Annotated in this window: 2 protein-coding genes; both read left to right on the top strand. The window is 76.6% G+C overall.

The genetic code is table 11. The features are described from left to right. Positions 1–35: 35 nt before the first annotated feature. On the top strand, positions 36–14594 hold the full coding sequence (locus tag GA0070610_RS16025; protein ID WP_089000786.1) for a type I polyketide synthase: 14559 nt from the start codon (positions 36–38) through the stop codon (positions 14592–14594). A gap of 41 nt (positions 14595–14635) precedes the next feature. Then, positions 14636–25825 (top strand): type I polyketide synthase, encoded by an 11190-nt coding sequence (locus GA0070610_RS16020; protein ID WP_089000785.1) that lies wholly within the window; start codon positions 14636–14638, stop codon positions 25823–25825. The last annotated feature ends 35 nt before the right edge of the window (positions 25826–25860 follow it).

Genomic DNA, 25860 nt, shown 5'->3' with positions numbered 1-25860 from the left:
GTCGCACACCTCGAACCCCGATACGGAGTGGCCCGATGCCCACTGAGGCAGAGTTCCTCGACTACCTCCGGCGTGCCACTGCCGACCTGCGCGACGCGCGCCGGCGGGTACGCGAGGTGGAGGCCAAGGACCGCGAGCCGATGGCCGTCATCGGCATGGCGTGCCGGTTCCCGGGCGGGGTGTCCAGCCCGGCCGAGCTGTGGGACCTCGTCGACCGGGGCGGCGACGGCGTGGGCGAATTCCCCACCGACCGGGGCTGGGACCTGGAGCGGCTCTTCCACGTCGACCCGGACAACCCGGGCACTTCGACGAGCAGCCAGGGTGGCTTCCTCTACGACGCGCCGCAGTTCGACCCGGGCTTCTTCGGCATCAGCCCCCGCGAGGCGCTGGCCATGGACCCGCACCAGCGGCTGCTGCTGGAGACGTCCTGGGAGGCGTTCGAACACGCCGGCATCGACCCGCAGCGGCTGCGCGGCAGCCGGACCGGCGTGTTCGCCGGGGTGATGTACCACGACTACGCGTCGCGGGTGCTGGACCTGCCCGACGGCGTCGAGGGCTACATCGGCACCGGCAACTCCGGCAGCGTCGTGTCGGGGCGGGTGGCGTACACCTTCGGGCTGGAGGGCCCGGCCGTCACGGTGGACACGGCGTGCTCGTCGTCCCTGGTCGCCGTGCACCTGGCCACGCAGGCGCTGCGCCAGCGGGACTGCGACTTCGCGCTCGCCGGCGGCGTCACGGTCATGTCCACCCCCGGCACCTTCGCCGACTTCTCCCGCCAGCGGGGTCTGGCCTCGGACGGCCGGTGCAAGTCGTTCGCCGCCGCCGCCGACGGCACCGGCTGGTCCGAGGGCGTCGGGGTACTGCTGTTGCAGCGGCTCTCCGACGCCCGCCGCGACGGCCGGCGCATCCTCGCCGTGGTCCGGGGCAGCGCCGTCAACCAGGACGGCGCCAGCAGCGGGCTCACCGCCCCGAACGGCCCGTCGCAGGAGCGGGTCATCCGGCAGGCCCTCGCGAACGCCCGGCTCTCGCCGGCCGACGTCGACGTGGTCGAGGCGCACGGCACCGGCACCACCCTCGGCGACCCCATCGAGGCGCAGGCGCTGCTGGCCACGTACGGGCAGGACCGGGGCGACGGCGGGCCGCTCTGGCTGGGCTCGGTCAAGTCGAACCTGGGCCACACCCAGGCCGCCGCCGGCGCCGCCGGGCTGATCAAGATGATCGAGGCGATCCGGCACCGCACCATGCCCGCCACCCTGCACGTCGACGAGCCGTCCCCGCACATCGACTGGTCCGCCGGGCAGGTCTCGCTGCTGACCGAGGCGCGGGCGTGGTCGGCCACCGACCGGCCGCGCCGGGCCGCCGTGTCGTCCTTCGGCATCAGCGGTACGAACGCACACGTCATCCTGGAGGAGGCGCCCGTCGACGACGCCCCGTCCACGGACGAGGCCCCGCCCGTCGCCGACGCGCCGGTCACGCTCCCGCTCGCCCCGGTGTTCCTCTCCGCCCGTACGCCCGAGGCGCTCGCCGGGCAGGCCGGCCGCTGGGCCGACCACCTCGCCCGCGTCGACTCCCTGCGTCCGGTGGACGTCGCGGTCTCCTCGGTCAGCCGCGCGGGGCTCGAACACCGCGCGGTCGTCCTGGCCGGTGACGCGGACGACCTGCTCGCCGGGCTGCGGGCCCTCGCCACCGGCGAGCCGACCGGCACCGTCACCACCGCGGCGGCGGCCCCGCGCGGCCGGGTGGCCTTCCTCTTCTCCGGCCAGGGCGCGCAGCGCGCCGGCATGGGCCGTGAGCTGTACGCGGCCTTCCCGGTCTTCGCCGCCGCCCTCGACGAGGCGTGCGGACACCTGGACCCGTTGCTGCCGCGCGCGTTGCGCGAGGTGCTGTTCGCCGGGGCGGGTACGCCCGAGGCGGAGCTGCTGGACCAGACGGTGTTCACCCAGGCGGGGCTGTTCGCCGTCGAGGTGGCCCTGTTCCGCCTGGTCGAGTCGTTCGGGGTGGTGCCGGACCTGGTGGCCGGGCACTCCATCGGCGAGATCGCGGCGGCGCACGTGGCGGGGGTGCTCTCCCTGGCCGACGCGTGCGCGCTGGTCGCCGCGCGCGGCCGGCTCATGCAGGCCCTGCCGGACGGCGGCGGCATGCTCGCCGTGGCCGCCGACGAGGCCGCCGTTGCCGCGCCCCTCGCCGGGCTGCCCGGCCGGCTGGACGTGGCCGCCGTGAACGGCCCCGCCGCCGTGGTGGTCGCGGGCGACGTCGAGGCCCTCGACGAGGTGCAGCGGGTGTGGTCGGAGCGGGGCGTGCAGACCCGCCGGCTGCGGGTCAGCCACGCCTTCCACAGCGCCCGGATGGACCCGATGCTGGCCGAGTTCGCGGCCGTCGCCGGGCGGCTGACGTTCCGGCCGCCGACGATCCCGGTCGTGTCGAACCTGACCGGCCGCGTCGCCGACGCCGAGCAGCTCTGCGACCCGGGCTACTGGGTGCGCCACGTACGTGGCACCGTGCGCTTCGCCGACGCCGTCGACTGCCTGCGCGCCGAGGAGGTCGACACCTACCTGGAGGTGGGGCCGAACGGCGTCCTGACGGCCATGGCGCAGAACTGCCTCGCCGAGCGGGCGGACGACGATGCGCCCCTGCTGGTGCCGGCGTCGCGCCACGACCGGCCCGAGCCGCAGGCCCTCCTGGAGGCCCTCGCGTCGCTGCACGTGCACGGTGTGACCGTCGGCTGGGCGGACCTGCTCGGCCGGGCCGGCGGCCGGCACCTGGACCTGCCGACGTACGCCTTCCAGCACCAGCGGTACTGGCTGGAACCGGCGGGCCGCTGGACGGACGTCTCCGGGGCGGGCCTCGGGGCGGCCGGGCACCCGCTGCTCGGCGCTGCCGTCTCCGTGGCCGGCGAGGACATGGTGGTGCTGACCGGCCGCCTGTCCACGTCGACGCACGCCTGGCTCGCCGACCACTCCGTCTCCGGCGTGGTGATCGTGCCGGGCGCCGCCCTGGTGGAGTTGGCGGTGCGGGCGGGCGACGAGGTGGGTGCGTCGCGGGTGCGGGAGTTGACCGTGGCCGCGCCGCTGGTGCTGCCGTCGGCGGGTGCGGTGCGGGTGCAGGTGCGTGTGGGCGCGGCCGACGAGGCGGGCAGCCGGTCGGTGACCGTGCACTCGCAGCCGGAGGAGGCCGTCGACCCGGAGTGGGTCCGGCACGCGGAGGGTGTGCTGGAACCGGCGTCGGCCGACGAGCCGGGCGTGGGGGAGTGGCCGCCGGCTGGCGCGTCCGAGGTGGACGTCACGGGCTGGTATCCGGCGCTGGCCGAGCGCGGCCTGACGTACGGGCCGGTGTTCCGGGGGCTGCGCCGGGTGTGGACCGCCGGTGGCGACGAGGTGTTCGCCGAGGTGGCGTTGCCCGACGAGGTCGCCGGTGACACGGCCGGCTTCGGGGTGCATCCGGCGCTGCTGGACGCCGCTCTGCATCCGATCGGGTTGTTGGCCGGTGCGGAGGGTTCGGGTGGGCCGCGGGTGCCGTTCGTGTTCGAGGGTGTGCAGGTGTACGCCTCGGGTGCGCGGGTGTTGCGGGTGCGGTTGTCGCGTACGGGTTCTGCGGTGCGGCTGGTCGCGTGCGACGAGTCGGGTGCGGCCGTGGTGTCGGTGGACTCCCTGGCGCTGCGGGAGCTGACCGGCGTGGCGGCGGCGGGTGCGGCGGCCCGGTCGCTGTTCGAGGTCGCCTGGCAGGCACAGGAGGTCAGCCCGGCCGGGGACGTCTCCGGGTGGGCGCTGGTGGGCTCGCCGGTCGGCGTGGACCTGCCGGCGTACGCCGACGTCGAGGCGGCCGCCGGGTCGTCGGGCGTGTCGCCGCGCCTGCTGCTGGTGCCGGCGGGCGGCGGACAGCGTCCCGACCACGCCGGCGCGCCGGACGCCGGGCGCGGCAACGACCCTGAGGCGGTACGCGCGGCGACCACGGCCGTGCTGGCGACGGTGCAGTCCTGGCTGGCGGCCGACGCGCTGGCGGACTCGCGGTTGGTCGTGGTGACCCGGGGCGCGGTGTCGGTCGGGGACGGAGACCGGGTCACCGACCTGGCCGCAGCGGCGGTCTGGGGTCTGCTGCGCTCGGCGCAGTCGGAGCATCCGGGCCGCATCGTCCTGGCGGACGTCGACGGCGACGTGGATGCCGGGCTGCTGGGTGTGCTGACCGCCGTGGCCGACGAGCCGGTGGCGTTCGGTGGTCAGGTCGCGGTGCGTGCGGGTGAGGTGTTCGTGCCGCGTCTGGTGCGCGCGGTCGCCCCGTCGTCGGCGGACGGTGCCGTGGTGGGTGACGGTGCGGTGCTGGTGACCGGTGGTACGGGCGCGCTGGGCGCGCTGGTGGCGGAGCACCTGGTGTCGGTGCACGGCGTGCGGTCGCTGGTGCTGGTGTCGCGGCGTGGTCCGGAGGCTGCGGGCGCGGGTGAGCTGTCGGAGCGGTTGTCGGCGTTGGGCGCGTCGGTGCGGGTGGTCGCGTGCGACGTGACGGACCGGGACCAGGTCGGCGCGTTGGTGGCCGAGGTTTCCGACGGGGGTCGTCTGGCGGGCGTGGTGCACACCGCCGGTGTCCTCGACGACGGTGTCGTGGAAGGGCTGACGGCGGAGCGTCTTGCCGGGGTGCTGGCGCCGAAGGTGTCGGCGGGTTGGTTCCTGCACGAGGCGACGGCGGGCCTTGATCTGGGCTTGTTCGTGGTGTTCTCGTCGGTGGCGGGGGTGTTGGGTTCGCCGGGTCAGTCGGCGTACGCGGCGGGTAACGCGTTCCTGGACGCCCTGGCGGCATACCGGCGGCAGCTCGGACTGCCGGCCGTCAGCCTCGCCTGGGGCATGTGGGACACGGACGGCATGGCCGCCTCCCTCGACGACGCGGACCGGGCGCGATCGACCCGGGGCGGCGTCACCGCGATGAGCGCCGAGACCGGGCTGCGGCTGTTCGACGCCGCCCTGGCCGCCGACCGGCCGACCCTGGTGCCCGCCGTGATCGACCTGGTCGCCCTCCGGGCCGCCGCCGGCGCCGGCCTGGTACCGCCGATGCTCCGCAGCCTGGTCGGCACGACCACGACCCGCCGCCAGGCGGGACAGGGCACCACCTGGGCGACCCGCATCGGCGGCCTGAGCACCGACGAGGCGCGCGCCCAGCTCGACGTGCTGGTACGCGGCCTCGTCGCGCAGGTGCTCGGGCACGGCGGGGCGGAAGCCGTGCCGGCCGACCGGGCGTTCCGCGAGCTGGGCTTCGACTCGCTGACCGCCGTCGACCTGCGCAACCGCGTGAACGCAGCCACCGGCCTGCGGCTGCCCTCGACGCTGGTCTTCGACTACCCGACGCCCCAGGCGCTCGCCGCCCACGTGCACGCCGAACTGGCCGGTGCCGCCGGCGGTCCCGCCGCGCCGGGCGCGCGGACCACGACCCGGGTCGACGAGCCGCTCGCCATCGTCGGCATGGCCTGCCGCTACCCCGGCGGCGTCGAGACGCCCGACCAACTGTGGGCGCTGCTGGCCGCCGGCGGGGAGGGGATCGGGGAGTTCCCCACCGACCGCGGCTGGGACCTGGAGAGCCTGTTCGACCCCGACCCCGACCACCCCGGCACGTCGTACACCCGGCACGGCGGCTTCCTGTACGACGCCGGCGCGTTCGACCCCGCGTTCTTCGGGATCTCGCCCCGCGAGGCCCTCGCCATGGACCCGCAGCAGCGGTTGCTGCTGGAGGCGTCGTGGGAGTCGTTCGAGTCGGCCGGGATGGACCCGCAGCGGTTGCGGGGCAGCCGGACCGGTGTCTTCGCCGGCGTCATGTACCACGACTACGCCTCCCAGCTGATGGAGCTGGCCGACGAGGTCGAGGGCTACGTCGGCACCGGCAACTCCGGCAGCGTCCTGTCCGGCCGGGTCGCGTACACGTTCGGGCTGGAGGGCCCGGCGGTCACCGTGGACACGGCGTGCTCGTCGTCGCTGGTTGCGCTGCATCTCGCCGCGCAGGCGCTGCGGTCGGGTGAGTGCGACCTCGCGCTGGCCGGTGGTGTGACCGTGATGGCGACGCCGGGCACGTTCATCGAGTTCTCCCGGCAGCGTGGTCTGTCGCAGGACGGCCGCTGCAAGTCGTTCGCCGCGTCGGCCGACGGCACCGGCTGGTCCGAGGGCGTCGGCGTACTGCTCGTGCAGCGCCTGTCGGACGCGCAGCGCGAAGGCCGGCGCATCCACGCCGTCCTGCGCGGCACGGCCGTCAACCAGGACGGCGCGTCGAACGGTTTGACGGCGCCGAACGGTCCGTCGCAGCAGCGGGTGATCCACCAGGCCCTCGCGAACGCCCGCCTGACCCCGGCCGACGTGGACGCCGTCGAGGCCCACGGGACCGGCACCACCCTCGGTGACCCGATCGAGGCGCAGGCGTTGCTGGCCACGTACGGGCAGGAGCGTCCGCAGGACCGGCCGCTGCTGCTGGGGTCGGTGAAGTCGAACATCGGTCACACGCAGGCCGCCGCCGGTGTCGCCGGTGTGATCAAGATGGTGCTGGCGATGCGGCACGGCCTCGTCCCGCCGACCCTGCACGTGGACGAGCCCTCCCCGCACGTCGACTGGACGGCCGGGGCGGTCGCCCTCGCCACCGAGCCCACCCCCTGGCCGGCCGTGGACCGGCCGCGTCGGGCGGCGGTGTCGTCGTTCGGCATCTCCGGCACCAACGCACACGTGATCATCGAGCAGCCGCCCGCCGAGGCGGTCGGCGCGCCGTCCACCGACCGGCCGCGCGCCGGCGTCGTACCCCTGCTGCTCTCCGCCGTGGACGCCCCGGCGCTGCGCGACCAGGCGGCCCGGCTGGGCGCGCACCTGGCGGCGCACCCGGAGCTGGCGCCGGCCGACGTCGCGCACGCCCTGGTCACCACCCGGGCCACGTTCGGGCACCGCGCCGTCGTCCTCGGCCGCGACACCGTCGGCCTGACGCGGGCCCTGGAGTCGTTGCACCTCGGCGAGGCCACCGCCGCCACCGTCACCGGCGTCGCGCTGCGCGGCGCCGACCCGGTCCTCGTCTTCCCCGGCCACGGCGACCCGTGGCCCGCCACGACGGTCGAGCTGCTCGACCGGTCGCCGGAGTTCGCGGCCGCGATCACCGCCTGCGAGGCGGCCCTCGCGCCCTGGGTGGACTGGTCGCTCACCGCCGTGCTGCGCGGCGCGGACGGCGCCCCGACCCCGGCCGACCCCGGGGTGACGCGGGCCGTCCGGTGGGCCGTGGCGGTCTCGCTGGCCCGCTGGTGGCGCTCGCTCGGCGTACGACCCGCCGCCGTGCTCGGACACGCCCACGGCGAGGTCGCTGCCGCCTGCGTGGCCGGGGCGCTGTCGCTGGACGACGCGGCGAGGACGATCGCCCTCGGCGGCGGGGCCGAGGCCGGCCCGGACGCGCTGGCCGGGATCACCCTCCGGGCGGCCGAGGTGCCGCTGTACTCGGCGACGGCCGGCGGCACGGTCGACACCGACGGCCTCGACGCCGCCCGGTGGTACCGGGAACTGGCCGACGCCGTCGACACCGGCCCGGTCGTACGCGCCCTGCTCGACGAGGGCCACCGGGTCCTCCTCGAGGCCACCCCCGAGCCCGTGCTCGCCGCCGGCATCCGCGAGACCGCGCAGAGCGTCGCCGACGACGCCGTCGTGGTGGCCGCCGACGACACCGCAGCCGGCGGCTGGCACCGCATGCTGGCGGTCCTCGCCGGGCTGCACGTGCACGGGGTGCCCGTGGACTGGACCGCGATCCTGGGCACCCGCACCGGCCCGCCGGTGGAGCTGCCCACGTACGCCTTCCAGCGCCAGCGCTACTGGCCGCAGGCGCCGGTGGCGACCGCCCCCGCCCTCGCCGGCTCCGACGAGGCGGACCGGCACTTCTGGGAGGCCGTGGAACGCGCCGACCCGCAGGCGCTCGCCGCCGCGATGCGGATCGACGAGACCACGGCCCGGTCCCTCGACCCCGCGCTGCCCCTGCTCTCCTCGTGGCGCCGACGCCGCCGCGACGAGTCCACCGTGGACTCGTGGCGGTACCGGGTGACCTGGAAGCCGCTGACCGTCGCGCCCGAGGCCACCCTCTCGGGCACCTGGCTGCTGGTGGTGTCGGCGGCCGACGCCGACCACCCCCTGGTCGACGGTGCCGCCCGGGCGCTGGGCGAGGGCGGGGCCGAGGTCGTCCGGATCGACGCGACGGAGACGGACCGGCCGGCGCTGGCCGACCGGCTCGCGCGTACCGGCGGACCGGTCGCCGGCGTGCTCTCCCTGCTCGGCCTGGACGACGCGCCGCACCCGACCCACCCGGTCGTGCCGGCGGGCCTCGCCGGCACGTACGCCCTGGTCCAGGCCCTCGGCGACGCCGGGATCACCGCGCCGCTGTGGTGCGCCACCGCCGGCGCGGTCTCCACCGGCCGGGCCGATCCCCTCGACCGTCCCCGGCAGGCGATGCTCTGGGGCCTCGGCCGGGTGGTCGCCCTCGAACACCCGGACCGCTGGGGCGGCCTGCTGGACCTGCCCACCGAGCCGGACCCCCGGGACCGGGCCCGGCTCGTGGCGGTGCTGGCCGGCGTCGACGCCGAGGACCAGTTGGCGCTGCGCCCCTCCGGGGTGTTCGCCCGGCGACTGGTCCGGGCCCGCGCCGAGCGCACGGCGACCGGGGACTGGCGTCCCGCGAGCGGCGCCGTCCTGGTCACCGGCGGCCTCGGGTCGATCGGGGCCCAGGTCGCGCGCTGGCTGGCCCGCGAGGGCGTCGGCGAACTGGTGCTGACCGGCCGCCAGGGCCCCGCCACGCCCGGCGCCGACGAGCTGGCGGACGAACTGCGCGCCGCCGGCGCCACCGTCACCGTGGCCGCCTGCGACGTCGCCGACCCCGCCGCCGTGCGGGACCTCGTCGAGCGGCTGGCCGGGCAGGGCACCCGCATCGGGGCCGTGTTCCACACCGCCGGCGTCGCCCACGCCGCACCGGTCGCGGCCACCGACGTGGCCGACCTCGCCGACGCCCTGCGCGCCAAGGTGGCCGGGGCGGTCAACCTCGACGAGGTGTGCGGCGACGGGCTGTCGGCGTTCGTGCTCTTCTCCTCCGGGGCGGGCGTCTGGGGCGGCGGGCACCAGGGCGGCTACGCCGCGGCCAACGCCTTCCTCGACGCGCTCGCCGAGGACCGGCGACGGCGCGGCCGGGCCGCCACCGCCATCGCCTGGGGCGCCTGGGACGGCGGCGGCATGGTCGACGCCGAGGGCGCCGCCGACCAGATGTTCCGCTCGGGCGTACGGGCCATGCGTCCCGACCTCGCGGTCTCGGTCCTGGCCGGGGCGCTCGACGACGGCGACACCACCCTCACCGTGGCGGACATCGCCTGGGACCGGTTCCTGCAGACCTACACGCTGGCCCGCCCCCGGCCGCTGATCGCCGACGTCCCCGAGGTGGCGCGGCTGCTCGCCGCCGGGCAGCGCGAGGGCGACACGCCCGACGCGGCCTCCCCGCTGCGCGGCCGCCTGGCCGGCCTCGCCGCGCCGGAACGCCGCCGGGTCCTGCTCGACCTCGTACGCGTCCACGCGGCGGCGGTGCTGCGGCTGGCCTCGCCGCAGGCGCTCGCGGCGGACCGGTCGTTCCGGGAGATCGGCTTCGACTCGCTCAGCGCCGTCGAGATGCGCAACCGCCTCGCCGAGGCGGTGGGGCTGAACCTGCCCGCGACCCTGGTGTTCGACCGTCCGACGCCCGACGCCCTCGCCGAGCACCTGGCGACCAGGATCACCGGCGACGACGCCCCGACGGCCGCGCCCACGCAGGCCGCCACCGCGCTGGACGAGCCGATCGCCATCGTCTCGATGAGCTGCCGCTACCCCGGCGGTGTCGCCGGCCCCGAGGACCTGTGGCGACTGGTCGCCGAGGGACGCGACGGGATCGCGGAGTTTCCGACCGACCGGGGCTGGGACCTGGCGGCGATCTACGACCCCGATCCCGACCGGCCCGGCACCTCGTACGTGCGGGAGGGCGGCTTCCTCACCGATGCCGCCGGCTTCGACGCCGCCCTGTTCGGCATCTCTCCGCGCGAGGCGATGGTGATGGACCCGCAGCAGCGGGTGCTGCTGGAGAGCGCCTGGGAGCTGTTCGAGCGGTCCGGCACCGCGCCGGCCGACATGCGGGAGACCAACACCGGAGTCTTCGTCGGCACCAACGGCCAGGACTACGCGACGCTGCTGATGGCCGCCCGCGTCGAGACCGAGGGCTACCAGGCCACCGGCAACGTCGCCGCCGTCATCAGCGGTCGGCTGGCGTACCACTTCGGGTTGCAGGGCCCCGCCGTCAGCGTCGACACCGCCTGCTCGTCGTCGCTGGTGGCGCTGCACCTGGCCTGCCAGTCCCTGCGGCAGGGCGAGTGCGACGTCGCGGTCGCCGGCGGCGTGACGGTGATGGCCACCCCCGGCCCGTTCCTGGAGTTCGCCCGGCAGCGGGGGCTGGCCCTCGACGGCCGGTGCAAGTCGTTCGCCGGGGCCGCCGACGGCACCGGCTGGGGCGAGGGCGTCGGCCTGGTGATGTTGCAGCGGCTCTCCGACGCCCAGCGTGACGGTCGGCGGATCCTGGCCGTCGTCCGCGGCTCGGCGATGAACCAGGACGGCGCCAGCAACGGCCTGACCGCACCCAACGGGCCGGCCCAGGAGCGGGTGATCAGCCAGGCGCTGGCCAACGCGCGGCTGACCGCCGCCGACGTGGACGCCGTCGACGGGCACGGCACCGGCACCCGGCTCGGCGACCCCATCGAGGCGCAGGCGCTGCTCGCCACGTACGGGCGGGACCGGCCCGCGGACCGGCCGCTGTGGCTCGGCTCCGTCAAGTCGAACATCGGCCACACCCAGGCCGCCGCCGGCGTCTCCGGTGTGATCAAGATGGTGCTGGCGCTCCAGCACGACCTGCTGCCGCCCACCCTGCACGTGGACGAGCCGTCGCCGCACGTGGACTGGTCGGCGGGCGCCGTCGCGCTGCTGACCGAGGCGCAGCCGTGGCCGGACGTCGACCGGCCGCGCCGGGCCGGCGTGTCGTCGTTCGGGGTCAGCGGCACCAACGTGCACGTCATCATCGAACAGGCCCCCGCCGCCGCGACGGCCGACGCCGGCACGCCCCGGCCGGCCGACGGGCCGCCGGTGCTGCCCTGGGTCGTCTCGGCCGACACCGCCGACAGCCTGCGGGCCCAGGCGGCACGGCTGGCCGACTGGCTGCCGGGCAGCGCGACGCCCGCCGCCGACGTGGCCCGGGCACTGGCCACCGGACGGTCCCCGCTGCGGCACCGCGCGGTGCTGCTCGCCGCCGACGCCGACGCCGCCCTCGCCGGCCTGCGGGCCCTCGCCGCCGGCCAGGATTACCCCGGCCTCACCCGGGGCGTCGCCGAGCCCGGCGGCGCGCTGGCGGCGGTCTTCTCCGGCCAGGGCGCCCAGCACGCCGGGATGGGCCGCCGACTGTACGAGACGTTCCCCGTCTTCGCGGCGACCCTCGACGAGGCGTGCCAGCACCTGGACGCGTACCTGCCGCGACCGCTGCGTCCGGTGCTGTTCGCCGAGCCCGGCACCGCCGAGGCCGACCTGCTCGACCAGACGGCCTTCACCCAGGCCGGGCTCTTCGCCGTCGAGGTGGCGCTGTTCCGGCTGCTCGAACACTGGGGGATCCGGCCCGACTTCGTGGCCGGGCACTCCGTCGGGGAGATCAGCGCGGCCCACGTCGCCGGGGTGCTCGACCTGGCCGACGCCTGCGCGCTCGTCGGCAACCGGGGCCGGCTGATGCAGGCCCTGCCCGCCGGCGGCGGGATGCTTGCCGTCGCCGCGCCCGAGGTCGACGTGCTGCGGGCCCTGGACGGCACGTCCGGACAGGTCGCCGTCGCCGCCGTGAACGGGCCGGCCGCCGTCGTCGTCGCCGGCGCCAAGGACGCGCTGACCGGGCTGGCGGCCCACTTCGCCGACCTCGGGGTACGCACCAAGCGGCTGCGGGTCAGCCACGCCTTCCACAGCCCGCTGATGGAGCCGATGCTCACCGAGTTCGCGGCCGTGGCGGCGGCCCTGTCGTACGCCCCGCCGACGGTGCCGCTGGTGTCGAACCTGACCGGCGCGGTCGTGGACGCCGAGCAGCTCTGCACCCCCGACTACTGGGTGCGCCACGTCCGGGAGGCGGTCCGCTTCGCCGACACCGTCACCCACCTGCACGCCCACGGGGTGACCCGGTTCCTGGAGATCGGGCCGGACACCGTGCTGACCGCCCTGACCGCCGACGCGCTGCCGGCGGACGCCCCGGTCGTCGTGACCGGCGTGCAGCGGCCCGGCCAGGACGAGGTGGCCACCCTGCTCGGCGCGGTGGCCCGGCTGCACTGCCACGGCGTGCCCGTACGCTTCCCGGCGCTGCTGCCCGGCGCCGGCCCCGTGGACCTACCCACGTACGCGTTCGCCCACCAGCGGTTCTGGCCGACCCTCGACGCGGCGTCGACGGGCACCCCGACCGCCACCCACGACGAGGTCGACTCGGCGTTCTGGCGGGCCGTGGCGTCGGGCGACGGCGACGCGCTCGCCGGCCGGCTCGGCCTCGACGCGGACCGGCCGCTGCGGGAACTGCTGCCGGACCTGGACCGGTGGCGGCGCCAGCAGCAGGAGGACACCCTCGCCGGCGGCTGGCGCTACCGGATCACCTGGCGTCCGCAGGCCCTCGCCGCGGGTGCCGCCGACGGCACGTGGACCCTGGTCCACAGCGGCACGGACCAGCCGGTCGTCGACCGGCTCGCCGAGCTCGTCACCGCCCGGGGCGGCACCGTGCGGCAGCTCGCCGTCGACCCGGCCACGACCGACCGGACGGCGCTCGCCGGGCAGCTCGCCGGCGCCGCGCCCACCCGGATCGTGTCGCTGCTCGCCCTCGACGAGCGGCCGCACCCCGAGCGCCCCGCCGTGCCGCTGGGCCTGACCGCGAACCTCGCCCTCGTGCAGGCGGTCACGGACGCGCTGCCCCCGGTGCCGCTGTGGCTGCTCACCCGGCAGGCCGTCGCCACCGGCGCCGACGACCCCGTCGCCCGCCCCGCCCAGGCCACCACGTGGGGCCTCGGCCTGGTGACCGCGCTGGAACACCCCCGGCACTGGGGTGGCCTGCTGGACCTGCCCGCCACGCTGGACACCGCCACCGCCGAGGGAGTCCTGGCGGCGCTCACCGCCGCCGGCGACGAGGACCAGCTCGCGGTACGCGACTCCGGGACGTACCTGCGCCGGCTGGCCCGCGCGCCCCGCACCGAGGCGCCGGCCGGCTGGCAGCCGCCGGACACCGTCCTGGTCACCGGCGGCACCGGCGCCGTCGGCCGGTACGCCGCCGGCTGGTTCGCCCGGCACGGCGCGCGCCGGCTGCTGCTGGTCAGCCGGCGCGGCGCGGCGGCCCCCGGGGCCGCCGAGGCGGTGGCGGAACTGGCCGCCCTCGGCGCCGAGGCGCGGGTGCTGGCGTGCGACCTGGCCGACCGGGACGCGGTCGCGGAGCTGGTGCGCTCCCTGCGCGCCGACGGCGAGACCGTGCACGCCGTGGTGCACGCCGCCGGGGTGGGCCGGCTCAACCCGGTCGCCGCGGTGACCGAGGCGGAACTCGCCGACGTCGTCTCCGGCAAGATCGCCGGCGCCCGGCACCTCGACGAGTTCCTCGACCCGGAGCCGCTCGACCTGGTCGTGCACTTCTCCTCCATCGCGGCCGTCTGGGGCGTCGGCGACCACGGCGCGTACGCCGCCGGCAACGCCTTCCTGGACGCCTGGGCGCAGTCCCGGCCGGCCGGGAGCCCCCGGCACCTGTCGGTCAACTGGGGACCGTGGGCCGGCGGCGGCATGGTGACCGACGCGCACGCGGCGGCCATGAGCCGACGCGGGGTGTCCCTGCTCGACCGGGAACCGGCGATGGCCGCCCTGCGCGCCGGCCTCGACGGCGACGACACCGCCCTCACCGTCGCCGACATCGCCTGGGACCGCTTCGCGCCGGTGTTCGCCTCCGCCCGGCCCCGGCCGCTGATCAGCGAGATCGCCGAGGTGGCCGCCCAGGCCGCGGCGGCGCGCGCCGACGCCGAGGACGGCGACCAGGTCGCCGGCGAACTGCGCAAGCGGCTCGGCGAGCTGTCGCCGGCCGAGCAGGCGCGGCTGCTGGTGGACCTCATCCGCACCGCCGCCGGCGAGGTCATCGGCCACGACAGCCCGTACGCCGTGGAGGCCGGCCGGCCCTTCCGGGACCTCGGCTTCGACTCGCTCACCGCCGTGGAGCTGCGGGGCCGGCTGGCCCGCTCGACCGGGCTGAGCCTGCCCAGCTCGGTGGTGTTCGACTACCCGACCCCGCAGGCGTTGGCCGAGCACCTGCGGGCCGAACTGCTCAGCGAGGCGTCGGTGGAGGCGCTGCCGACGCTGGCGGAGCTGGACCAGTTGGAGAGCGCCCTCGCGCTGCGCGACCCGGACGACATCGGCCGGGTGCGGATCACGATGCGGCTGCACAGCCTGCTCGAGCGGCTCGGCACCGCCGAGGAACGTCGCCAGGAGACCGCCGAGGTGGCCGACCGGCTGCGGGTGGCCAGCAACCAGGAGCTGTTCGACCTCATCGACCAGGACCTCGGGCTCTCCTGAGCCGCCCGAGGACCTGTGGTGTCACGAGAAAGCGAGATGTCATGGCGGATGAAGAGCGGCTGCGCGAATACCTGACGCGGGTCGTCGCCGAACTTCAGCAGACCCGCCAACGGCTGCGCGAGGTCACCGCCGAGGAGTCCGAGCCGGTGGCGATCGTGGCGATGAGCTGCCGCTACCCGGGCGGCATCAACTCGCCCGAGGCGCTGTGGGAGTTCGTCTCGTCCGGCGGGGACGCCATCGGCGACTTCCCCACCGACCGGGGCTGGGACCTGGAGCGGCTCTACCACGCCGACCCGGACAACGCCGGCACCTCGTACACCACCTCCGGCGGGTTCCTGCACGACGCGGGGCGCTTCGACGCCGCGCTGTTCGGCATCTCGCCGCGCGAGGCGGTCGCCATGGATCCCCAGCAGCGGCTGCTGCTGGAGGTCACCTGGGAGCTGTTCGAGCGGGCCGGCATCGCCCCGCTGTCGCTGCGCGGCAGTCGCTCCGGCGTCTTCGTCGGCACCTCCGGGCAGGACTACGCCGCCGTGCTGCACCGGGCACCCGGCGTCGAGGGGTACGTGCTGACCGGCACCGCCGCCAGCGTCGTCTCCGGTCGGCTGGCGTACACGTTCGGGCTGGAGGGCCCGTCGGTCACCGTGGACACCGCCTGCTCGTCGGCGTCGGTCGCCATCCACCTCGCCTGCCAGGCGCTGCGCCAACGGGAGTGCGGCCTCGCCCTGGCCGGCGGGGCGACCGTGCTGGCCACCCCCGGCCCGTTCGTCGAGTTCTCCCGGCAGCGTGGCCTCGCCGCCGACGGCCGGTGCAAGTCGTTCGCCGCGTCCGCCGACGGCACCGGCTGGTCCGAGGGCGTCGGCATGCTGCTGCTGGAACGGCTCAGCGACGCCCGCCGCAACGGCCACCCCGTGCTCGGCATCATCCGCAGCTCGGCGGTCAACTCCGACGGCGCGTCCAACGGCCTCACCGCCCCCAACGGCCCGTCCCAGCAGCGCGTCATCCGGCAGGCCCTGGCCGGCGCGAAGCTCACCCCCGACCTGGTCGACGTGGTCGAGGCGCACGGCACCGGCACCACCCTCGGCGACCCGATCGAGGCCCAGGCCCTGCTCGCCACGTACGGCCGGGAGCGCGGCGACGCCGCGCCGCTGCTGCTCGGCTCGATCAAGTCCAACATCGGGCACACCCAGGCCGCCGCCGGCATCGCCGGGGTGATCAAGATGGTGGAGGCGATGCGGCACGGCACCGTGCCGGCCACCCTGCACGTCGACGAGCCCACCCCCCACGTCGACTGGGCCGCCGGAGCGGTCACCCTGGTCACCGAGGCCACGCCGTGGCCCGCCGTGGACCGGCCGCGCCGCGCCGCCGTGTCCTCGTTCGGGATGAGCGGCACCAACACCCACCTCATCCTCGAACAGCCCGAGCCGGCCCGCGCCGAGGCCGACCGGCCCGAGGCACCCGCGCCCGCCCCGGTGCTGCTCACCGGGCGTACCCGCGCCGCGCTGCGTCACCAGGCTGAGCGCTGGTCGCGGTACGTCGCCGACGACGCGGACGTGCGGCCGGGCGACGTGGCCTGGACCTCGGTGGTCTCCCGCTCGCCCCTGGAACACCGGGCGGTCGTGCTCGCCGACGACCGCGACGGCCTGCTCGCCGCCCTGCACGCCCTCGCCGACGACCGGCCCGCCCCCGGCCTGGTCACCGGTGCCGCCGCCGAGCGCGGCGGGGTCGCGTTCCTCTTCTCCGGCCAGGGCGCCCAGCGTGCCGGCGCCGGCCGGGAGCTGTACGGGACGTACCCGGTCTTCGCCGAGGCGCTCGACGAGGTGTGCGCCCACCTCGACCACCGGCTGCCCCGGCCGCTGAAGCCGCTGCTGCACGCCGAGCCCGGCACCGACGATGCCGCGCTGCTCGACCAGACCGTCTACACCCAGGCCGCGCTGTTCGCCGTCGAGGTGGCGCTGCACCGGCTGCTCGGCTCCTGGGGGCTGGCCCCCGACCTGGTCGCCGGGCACTCCGTCGGCGAGCTGACCGCCGCCCACGTGGCCGGCGTGCTCAGCCTCGACGACGCGTGCGCCCTCGTCGCCGCCCGGGGCCGGCTCATGCAGGCCCTGCCCGCTGGCGGCGCGATGCTCGCCGTCGCCGCCGACGAGGCCCGGGTCGCCGAGTCGATCGCCGACGTGACCGACCGGGTCGCCGTCGCCGCCGTCAACGGCCCCGGTGCCGTCGTCGTCTCCGGCGACGGCGCGGCCATCGACGCGCTGGCCGAACTCTGGACCGGCCGGGGTGTCAAGGTGCGGCGGCTGCGGGTCAGCCACGCCTTCCACAGCCCGCTCATGGAACCGATGCTCGCCGAGTTCGCCGCCGTCGCCGCCGGCCTCGACCTGCGCGCCCCCACCCTGCCGGTGGTGTCCAACCTGACCGGCGAGCTGGCCGACCCGGCGCAGCTCACCGACCCCGGCTACTGGGTGCGCCACGTCCGGGAGGCGGTCCGCTTCGCCGACGGCGTACGCACCCTGCGGGCCAACGGCGTCGGCACGTTCGTGGAGGTCGGCCCCGACGCCGTGCTCACCGCCAGCATCCAGGAGACCCTCGCCGAGGCCGAGGCGGCCGACGCGGTCCCCGCCGTGGTGGTGCCGGTGCTGCGCCGGGACCGCCCGGACCGCCGCGCCCTGCTCGCCGCCCTCGCCCAGCTCCACGTCGCCGGCACGCCGCCGCGCTGGGCGGACGTCCTCGCCGACCGGCCCGGCCGGCTCGTCGGCCTGCCCACCTACCCGTTCGAGCGGCAGCAGTACTGGGTGCCGGCCGAGGCGCCCGCCGACGAGGCCGCCACGGGCGGGGCCGGCGCGCTCGACCGGCGGTTCTGGGCGGCCGTCGAACGCGCCGACCTCGACGCGCTGCGCGACACCCTCGCCGTCACCGACTCCGCCGCCGCCGAGTCGCTGCGTACCCTGCTGCCCGTCCTCGCCGACTGGCGGCGGCAACGGCAGGAGCACTCGGTCCTCGACGGCTGGCGGTACCGGACCGACTGGCAGGTGACGCCCGAACCCGCCCCCGCCCGACTGACCGGCACCTGGCTGCTGGCGCTGCCCGCCGGCGGCGCCGACGACCCGGCGGCGCGGACCGTCCGGGCCGCGCTGACCGGCGCCGGCGCCGACGTGCAGCCGCTGACCGTCGAGCCGGACGCCGACCGGGCCGGCCTCGCGGCGGCGCTCGCCGGCACCGACCCCGCCGGCGTCGTCTCCCTGCTCGCCGGGGAACCGCCCGCCGCCGACGGCACCGGCCTGCCCGGCCTGACCGCCACCCTCACGCTCGTGCAGGCGCTCGGCGACGCCGGGCTGGCCGCGCCGCTGTGGCTGGTCACCCGGGGCGCGGTCGCCGCCGCCTCGTACGACCGGCTCGCCGATCCCGCGCAGGCCGCGATCTGGGGCCTCGGCCGGGTCGTCGGCGTCGAGGCGCCGCACCGCTGGGGCGGCCTGGTCGACCTGCCGCCGGAGCCCGACGACCGGGCCGCCGCCCGGCTCGCCGCGATCCTCACCGGATCGACCGGCGAGGACCAGCTCGCGGTACGCGGCCCCGGCGTCTTCGCCCGCCGCCTCGTCCGCGCCGCCCTCGGCGACCGCCCGCCGGCGCGCCGGTTCACGCCCACCGGCACCGCCCTGATCACCGGCGGCACCGGCGGCCTCGGCGCCCGCGCCGCCCGCTGGCTCGCCGCCGCCGGAGCCGAACACGTCGTGCTGGTGAGCCGGCGCGGACCCGCCGCCCCCGGCGCCGCCGAGCTGGAGACCGAGCTGACCGGCCTCGGGGCCCGGGTCACCGTCGCCGCCTGCGACATTGCCGACCGGGCCGCCCTCGCCGACCTGCTCGACCGGGTCGAGTCCGCCGGACCGCCGGTGCGTACCGTCGTGCACACCGCCGGCATCGCCCAGGCCACCCCGCTGGCGGAGGTCACCCCGGCCGAACTGGCCGAGGTCACCGTCGGCAAGACCGCCGGGGCCACCCACCTCGCCGACCTGCTCGCCGACCGGGAACTGGACGCCTTCGTCGTCTACTCGTCCATCGCCGCCACCTGGGGCAGCGGCGGGCAGGCCGGGTACGCGGCCGGCAACGCCTACCTCGACGCGCTGGTGCAGCGGCGCCGCGCCGACGGCCGGGCCGGCACCGCCATCGCCTGGGGGCCCTGGGCCGACGGCGGCATGCACGCGGCCGACGCCGAACGGAACCTGCGCCGCCGGGGCCTGCCCGCCATGGACCCGGCCGTGGCCATGGGCGCGTTGCAGCAGGCCCTCGACCACGACGACGTCACCGTGACGGTGGTCGACGTCGACTGGTCCCGGTTCGCCCCCGCGTACGCCTCCGCCCGCCGCCGTCCGCTGCTGGAGGGCGTACCGGAGGCGCGGGCCGCCCTCGACGGCGGCGCCGCCGTCGACGACGGCGACGAGGGCCCGGCGGCGACCCTGCGCCGGCGCCTCGCCGCGCTGACCCCGGCCCGGCGGGAGGAGAGCGTCGCCGACCTGGTCCGGGAACTCGCCGCCGACGTGCTCGGCCACGACGGCGGGACCGCCGCCGTCCCGGCGGGCACCGCGTTCCGCGACCTCGGCTTCGACTCGCTGACCGCCGTGGAGCTGCGCAACCGGCTCGCCGCCGCCACCGGGCAGGCGCTGCCCACCACCCTGGTCTTCGACCACCCCACCCCGGTCGTGCTGGCCCGCTTCCTGCTCGCCGGGCTCTTCGGCACCGACGCCGGGCCGGCCCCGGACGCCGCCCCGGCCTCCGTGGACGACGACGAGCCGGTGGCCATCGTCGCCATGGCCTGCCGCTACCCCGGCGGCGTCGACGACCCCGAGCAGCTGTGGCGCCTCGTCGCCGACGGCGTCGACGCGATCGGCGACTTCCCGACCGACCGGGGCTGGGACCTCGACCGGCTCTACGACCCCGACCCGGCCAACCCCGGCACCACCTACACCGACAAGGGCGGCTTCCTGCACGGCGCGGGCGAGTTCGACCCCGGTTTCTTCGGGATCTCGCCCCGCGAGGCGGCGGCGATGGATCCGCAGCAGCGGTTGCTGCTGGAGGTTTCGTGGGAGGCGGTCGAGCGGGCAGGGGTTGAGCCTGGGGTCCTTCGGGGTTCGCGAACAGGGGTGTTCGTGGGCACGAATGGTCAGGACTATGGGGCCCTGCTGATGGCTGCGGGGGAGCAGGCCGAAGGGTTCGGGGCCACCGGGAACGCCGCGAGTGTGGTGTCGGGTCGGGTGGCGTACGCGTTGGGGTTGGAGGGGCCGGCGGTGTCGGTGGACACGGCGTGTTCGTCGTCGTTGGTGGCGTTGCACCTGGCGGTGCAGTCGCTGCGGCGCGGCGAGTGCGACCTCGCCCTCGCCGGCGGCGTCACGGTCATGGCCACCCCCGGCACCTTCTTCGAGTTCTCCCGGCAGCGGGGCCTGGCGGCCGACGGCCGGTGCAAGGCGTTCGCGGCCGCTGCGGACGGCACCGGCTGGGGCGAGGGCGTCGGCGTGCTGCTGGTCGAGCGGCTGTCGGACGCACGCCGCAACGGCCACGAGGTGCTGGCGATCGTGCGGGGCAGCGCCGTCAACCAGGACGGCGCCTCCAACGGGTTGACGGCGCCGAACGGTCCCTCGCAGCAGCGGGTGATCCGGCAGGCCCTCGCGTCGGCGCGCCTGACCGCCGCGGACGTGGACGTGGTCGAGGCGCACGGCACGGGCACCACGCTGGGTGACCCGATCGAGGCGCAGGCCCTGCTGGCGACCTACGGCCAGGGCCGCGAGGCTGACGAGCCGCTGCTGCTCGGCTCGATCAAGTCGAACATCGGGCACACCCAGGCCGCCTCGGGCGTCGCCGGTGTGATCAAGATGGTGCTGGCGATGCGGCACGGAGTCGTGCCGGCGACGCTGCACGTGGACGAGCCGTCCCCGCACATCGACTGGACCTCCGGCGCGGTGGAGTTGGCGACGCAGTCGCGGCCGTGGTCCGAGGTGCAGCGGCCACGTCGGGCGGCGGTGTCGTCGTTCGGCATGTCCGGCACCAACGCCCACGTGATCATCGAGCAGGCCGACGAGCCGTCCGAGGTCGCCGCTCCGGCCGAGCACGGTCCGGGACTCGTGGCCGCCGACGTCGTGGTGTGGCCGGTGTCGGCGCGCTCGAAGCGCGCCCTCGCGGGCCAGGCGGCCCGCCTGGCGGAGTACGTGCGTGAGCACGGCGGTCTCGCCCCAGCGGCGGTGGGCTGGTCCCTCGCCGCCACCCGGTCGACGTTCGACCAGCGGGCGGCCGTGGTCGGGTCGAGCACGGAGGAGTTGCTGGGAGGGCTGGACGCGCTGGCGTCCGGGTCGCCGGCGGGGAACGTCGTCGCGGCGACGGCTCTGTCGCATGGCGCGGGTGCGGTGTTCGTGTTTCCGGGTCAGGGTGCGCAGTCGGCGCGGATGGCGGCCGGTCTGGTGGGTCGTACGCCGGTGTTCGACGCGCGTCTGGCGGAGTGTCAGCGGGCTCTGGCTCCGTTCCTGGACGTGGACCTCGTTGCGGTGTTGACGGGTGAGGACGAGTCGTGGTTGGCGCGGGTCGAGGTCGTGCAGCCGGTGTTGTGGGCCGTGGGCATGGCCCTGGCGGCGGTGTGGCAGCACGCGGGTGTGGTTCCGGCGGCGGTGGTTGGTCATTCGCAGGGTGAGATCGGTGCGGCGTGTGTGGCCGGGATCCTGTCCCTGGAGGATGCGGCGAAGGCGGTGGCGTTGCGGTCGCGGGCGCTGACGGTGCTGCGGGGGACCGGGACGATGGCGTCGGTGGACCTGTCGGCCGAGGCGGTGGCTGAGCGGCTCGGGGAGTTCCCGGGTGTCGGGGTGGCGGCGGTGAACGGTCCGTCGACGGTGGTGGTGTCGGGTCCGCCGCAGCCGGTTGCCGATCTGGTGGAGGCGTGTCAGGCCGAGGGGGTGCGGGCGCGGTTGATTCCGGTGGACTACGCGTCGCACTCAGCGGCGGTGCAGGAGGTCGCGGAGCAGTTGCGCGCGGACCTGGCCGACGTGAGCCCGCAGGCCGGTCACACCCGGCTCGTCTCGACGTTGACGGGGGACTGGGTCGACCCGGCGTCGATGACGGCGGACTACTGGTACGACAACCTGCGGCAGACCGTGCAGTTCGAGGCCGCCGTGCGGGTGGCCGTCGAGGCGGGTCACACGACGTTCGTGGAGATCTCCCCGCATCCGGTGTTGACGATGCCGGTGACGGCGATCCTGGACGACGCGGGCGCGAGCGGGCACACGCTGGGTAGCCTGCGGCGTGGTGACGACGACGCGACGCGGCTGCTGACCAACCTCGCCACCGCCCACGCGATCGGCCTGCCCGTCGACCTGACGGCCGTGCTGGCCCGTACCGACACCGTGGCGCTGCCCACGTACGCCTTCGAACGGGGACGCTTCTGGCTGGACGCGCCCGCGCACCGCGTACGCGACGTCGGCTCCGCCGGCCTCCAGGACACCGACCACCCGCTGCTCAGCGCGGCGGTACCCGTCGCCGACGACCGGACGGTGGTGCTGACCGGGCGACTGTCCGTGCGTACCCACCCGTGGCTGGCCGACCACGCCGTCGGCGGGGCGGTGATCGTCCCGGGAACCGGCGTGGTCGACATGGTGGTCCGGGCCGGCGACGAGGTCGACGCCGGCCAGGTGGGCGACCTGACGCTGATCAACCCGCTGGTGCTCCCGCCGGCCGGCGCGGTGCAGGTGCAGGTACGCGTGGGCCCGCCCGGCGACACCGGCGAACGGAGCGTCACCGTGCACTCCCGCCCCGAGGAGAACCCCGACGCGGAGTGGACCCGGCACGCCGAGGGTCTGCTGCTGGCACACCTGCCCGCCCCGGCCGCCGTACCGGGGCAGTGGCCGCCGGCCGACGCCGTCGAGGTCGACGCTGACCTGGACGCCTGGTACGCGCAGATGGCCGAGGGTGGACTCGGCTACGGCCCCGCCTTCCGGGGCCTGCGCCGGGTGTGGCGCGGCGACGGCGAGGTCTACGCCGAGGTGGCCCTCCCCGAGGAGGCGAGCGCCGACGCGTCCCGCTTCGGGCTGCACCCGGCGCTGTTCGACGCGGCCCTCCAGGCCAGCGGGGTCACCGCACTGCTCGGCGACCCGGCGGACACCTCCGGCGCGGGCTGGATGCCGTTCGCCTTCCGCTCGGTCGCCCTGCACGCCCACGGCGCCACCCGGCTGCGGGCGCGGCTGCGCCCGCTCGGCCCGGACACCGTCGCGGTCACCCTCGCCGACACCGCCGGCCAGCCGGTGGCCACCGTCGAGTCGCTGACGTTCCGCCCGGTCGCCGCGGGCCGGGCCGACGAGGCCGCCGCCCTGCGCCGCACCTCGGTGTTCCACCTGGACTGGACGCCGCTGCCGGGCACCGACGCGGCGGCGGGGGAAGCGACCCGCTGGGCGCTGCTCGGCGACGACACCCTCGGCCTCGCCGGGGCGCTCACCGCCGCCGGGCACCCGGTGCGGGCCCACGCCGACCTGGCGGCGCTGGTCGCCGAGGTCGGGGAGTCCGGGGACGTACCCGATGTGGTGCTGGACCTGCGCTCCGGCGCGGAGTCGGACCCGCAGCGGGCCGGCGCGGCCGCACACGACGCGGCCCGCGACGCGCTCGCGCTGGTGCAGCAGTGGTTGGGCGAGCCCCGGCTGGAGCGGTCCCGGCTGGTCCTGCACACCCGGGGCGCGGTCGGCGCGGCCCCGGGCGAGGCCCCCCGCGACCTGGCCCGGGCGAGCCTGTGGGGGCTGGTCCGCTCCGCGCAGTCCGAACACCCCGGCCGGTTCACGCTGCTCGACACCGACGACGCCGCCGCCTCCCTGGCGGCCGTCCCGGCGGCCGTCGCCTCCGGCGAGCCGCAGCTCGCGCTGCGCGACGGCGTGCCGCTGGTGCCCCGGCTGGCCCGGGCGCGCGACGCCGGCGTGCTGCCGCTGCCCGCCGACGAGGTGCCCTGGCGCCTCGACGTCACCGAGAAGGGCACGCTGGAGAACCTCGCCCTGCTGCCCGCCCCCCGGACGACCGGGGAACTGCCGGCGGGCCACGTCCTGGTCGGGATGCGCGCCTCCGGGCTGAACTTCCGCGACGTGGTGCTGGCCCTCGGCATGGTCCCCGACCAGGAGGTGCTGGGCAACGAGGGCGCCGGCGTGGTGCTCGGCGTCGGACCGGGGGTCACCGACCTCGCCCCCGGCGACCGGGTGATGGGCATCTTCTCCGGCTCGTTCTCCTCGGCGGCGGTCACCGACCGCAGGCTGGTCACCCGCATCCCCGACGGCTGGTCGTACACCGACGCCGCCGCCGTGCCCGTGGTCTTCCTGACCGCCTGGTACGGCCTGGTGGAGCTGGCCCGGCTGCGCGCCGGGGAGTCCGTGCTCGTCCACGCGGCGGCCGGCGGTGTCGGCATGGCGGCCGTGCAGATCGCCCGCCACCTCGGCGCGGAGGTCTACGGCACGGCCAGCCCCGGCAAGTGGCCGGCGCTGCGCGCCACCGGCTTCGACGACGCGCACCTCGCCTCCTCCCGCAGCCTCGACTTCGCCGGGGAGTTCGCCCACCGCACCGGCGGACGGGGCGTCGACGTGGTACTCAACGCGCTCAGCGGCGAGTACGTCGACGCGTCGCTGCGGCTGCTCGCCGACGGCGGCCGGTTCGTCGAGATGGGCAAGACCGACAAGCGGGACCCGCAGCGCGTCGCCGCCGACCACCCGGGGGTCAGCTACCAGGTCTTCGACCTCATCGAGGCCGGCCCGGAGAAGATCGGCGCGATGCTGGGCGAACTGATGGCCCTCTTCGCCGGCGGGGCGCTGCGGCCCCTGCCCCGGCGCACGTGGGACGTCCGGCGCGCCCCCGAGGCGTTCCGCTTCCTCAGCCAGGCCCGGCACGTGGGCAAGCTCGCCCTGAGCGTCCCGCAGGCGCCCCGCCTCGACGGCACCGTCCTGGTCTCCGGGGCGACCGGCACCCTCGGCGCGCTGCTCTGCCGCCACCTGGTCACCGCGCACGGCGCCCGGCAGCTGCTCCTGGTCAGCCGGCGCGGCCCGGACGCCGAGGGCGCCGACGACCTGCTCGCCGACCTCAAGGCCCTGGGCGCGGACGTGTCGATCGTCGCCGCCGACCTGGCCGACCCGGACGCCGCGGCGGACGTGCTCTCCATGGTGGACCGGCGGCACCCGCTGCGCGCCGTCGTGCACGCCGCCGGCGTCCTCGACGACGCCACCGTGGAGTCGCTCACCCCCGACCGCCTCGCCGCGGTGCTGCGGCCCAAGGTCGACGTGGCCTGGAACCTGCACCGGGCCACCCTCGGCCACGACCTGAGCGCGTTCGTGCTCTTCTCGGCCGCCGCGGGCGTGTTCGGCGGCCCCGGCCAGGGCAACTACGCCGCCGGCAACGCGTTCCTCGACGCCCTCGCCGAGCACCGGCGGGCCCTCGGCCTGCCGGCGGTCGCGCTGGCGTGGGGCCGCTGGGCGCAGGCCAGCGGCATGACCGGCCACCTCGACTCGGCCGACATCCGCCGCCTCGACCGGGGCGGCATGGCCGCCCTGTCCGACGACGAGGGGCTCGCCCTGTTCGACGCGGTCTGGCGTTCGGAGCGGGCGACCCTGATGCCCGCCAAGATCGTCACCGGGGTGGCGGCGCCCGGATCGCCCGTGCACCCGCTGCTGACCAACCTGGTCCGCGCCGCCGGCCGCCGGGCCGCGGCCGGCGAGGCCGCCGACGGGCAGGCGTACGCCGAGACGCTGCGCGCCCTGCCCGACGACAAGCGGGTACGCGCCCTGCGTGACCTGGTGCTGTCGCACGTGGCGGTCGTCCTCGGCCACGGCGACCCGGCCGGCATCGAGCCGACCCGCGCGTTCCGGGAACTCGGCTTCGACTCGCTCACCGCGGTCGAGCTGCGCAACCGGCTCGGCGCGGCCACCGGGCTGCGGCTGCCGGCGACGCTGGTCTTCGACAACCCGACGCCCGAGGCGCTCGCCACCCACCTGGCCGGGCAGTTCGCCCCGGTGACCCCGGCGGGGGAGACGTCGACGGCCGGCCGGGAACTCGACCGGCTGGAGGCGGCGCTCGTCGGGCTCGACCCGACCGACGACGAGTTCCGCCGGATCACCGACCGGCTGCACGGCCTGCTGGACCGGCTGACCGAGCGGCAGACGGACGCGGACGGCGACGACGACCTGGAGTCGGCCACCGCCGAGAACATCTTCGACCTGATCGACCGCGAGCTGGAGACGTCGTGACGACCAGCCGCAACGACATCGGCATGCCGAGTGAG

It is taken from the genome of Micromonospora echinofusca, from assembly GCF_900091445.1.
In the GTDB taxonomy this organism is placed as follows: Bacteria; Actinomycetota; Actinomycetes; order Mycobacteriales; family Micromonosporaceae; genus Micromonospora; species Micromonospora echinofusca.
The sequence above is the reverse complement of the archived record's forward strand: the minus strand, read 5'-3'. Positions and strand labels throughout refer to the sequence as shown.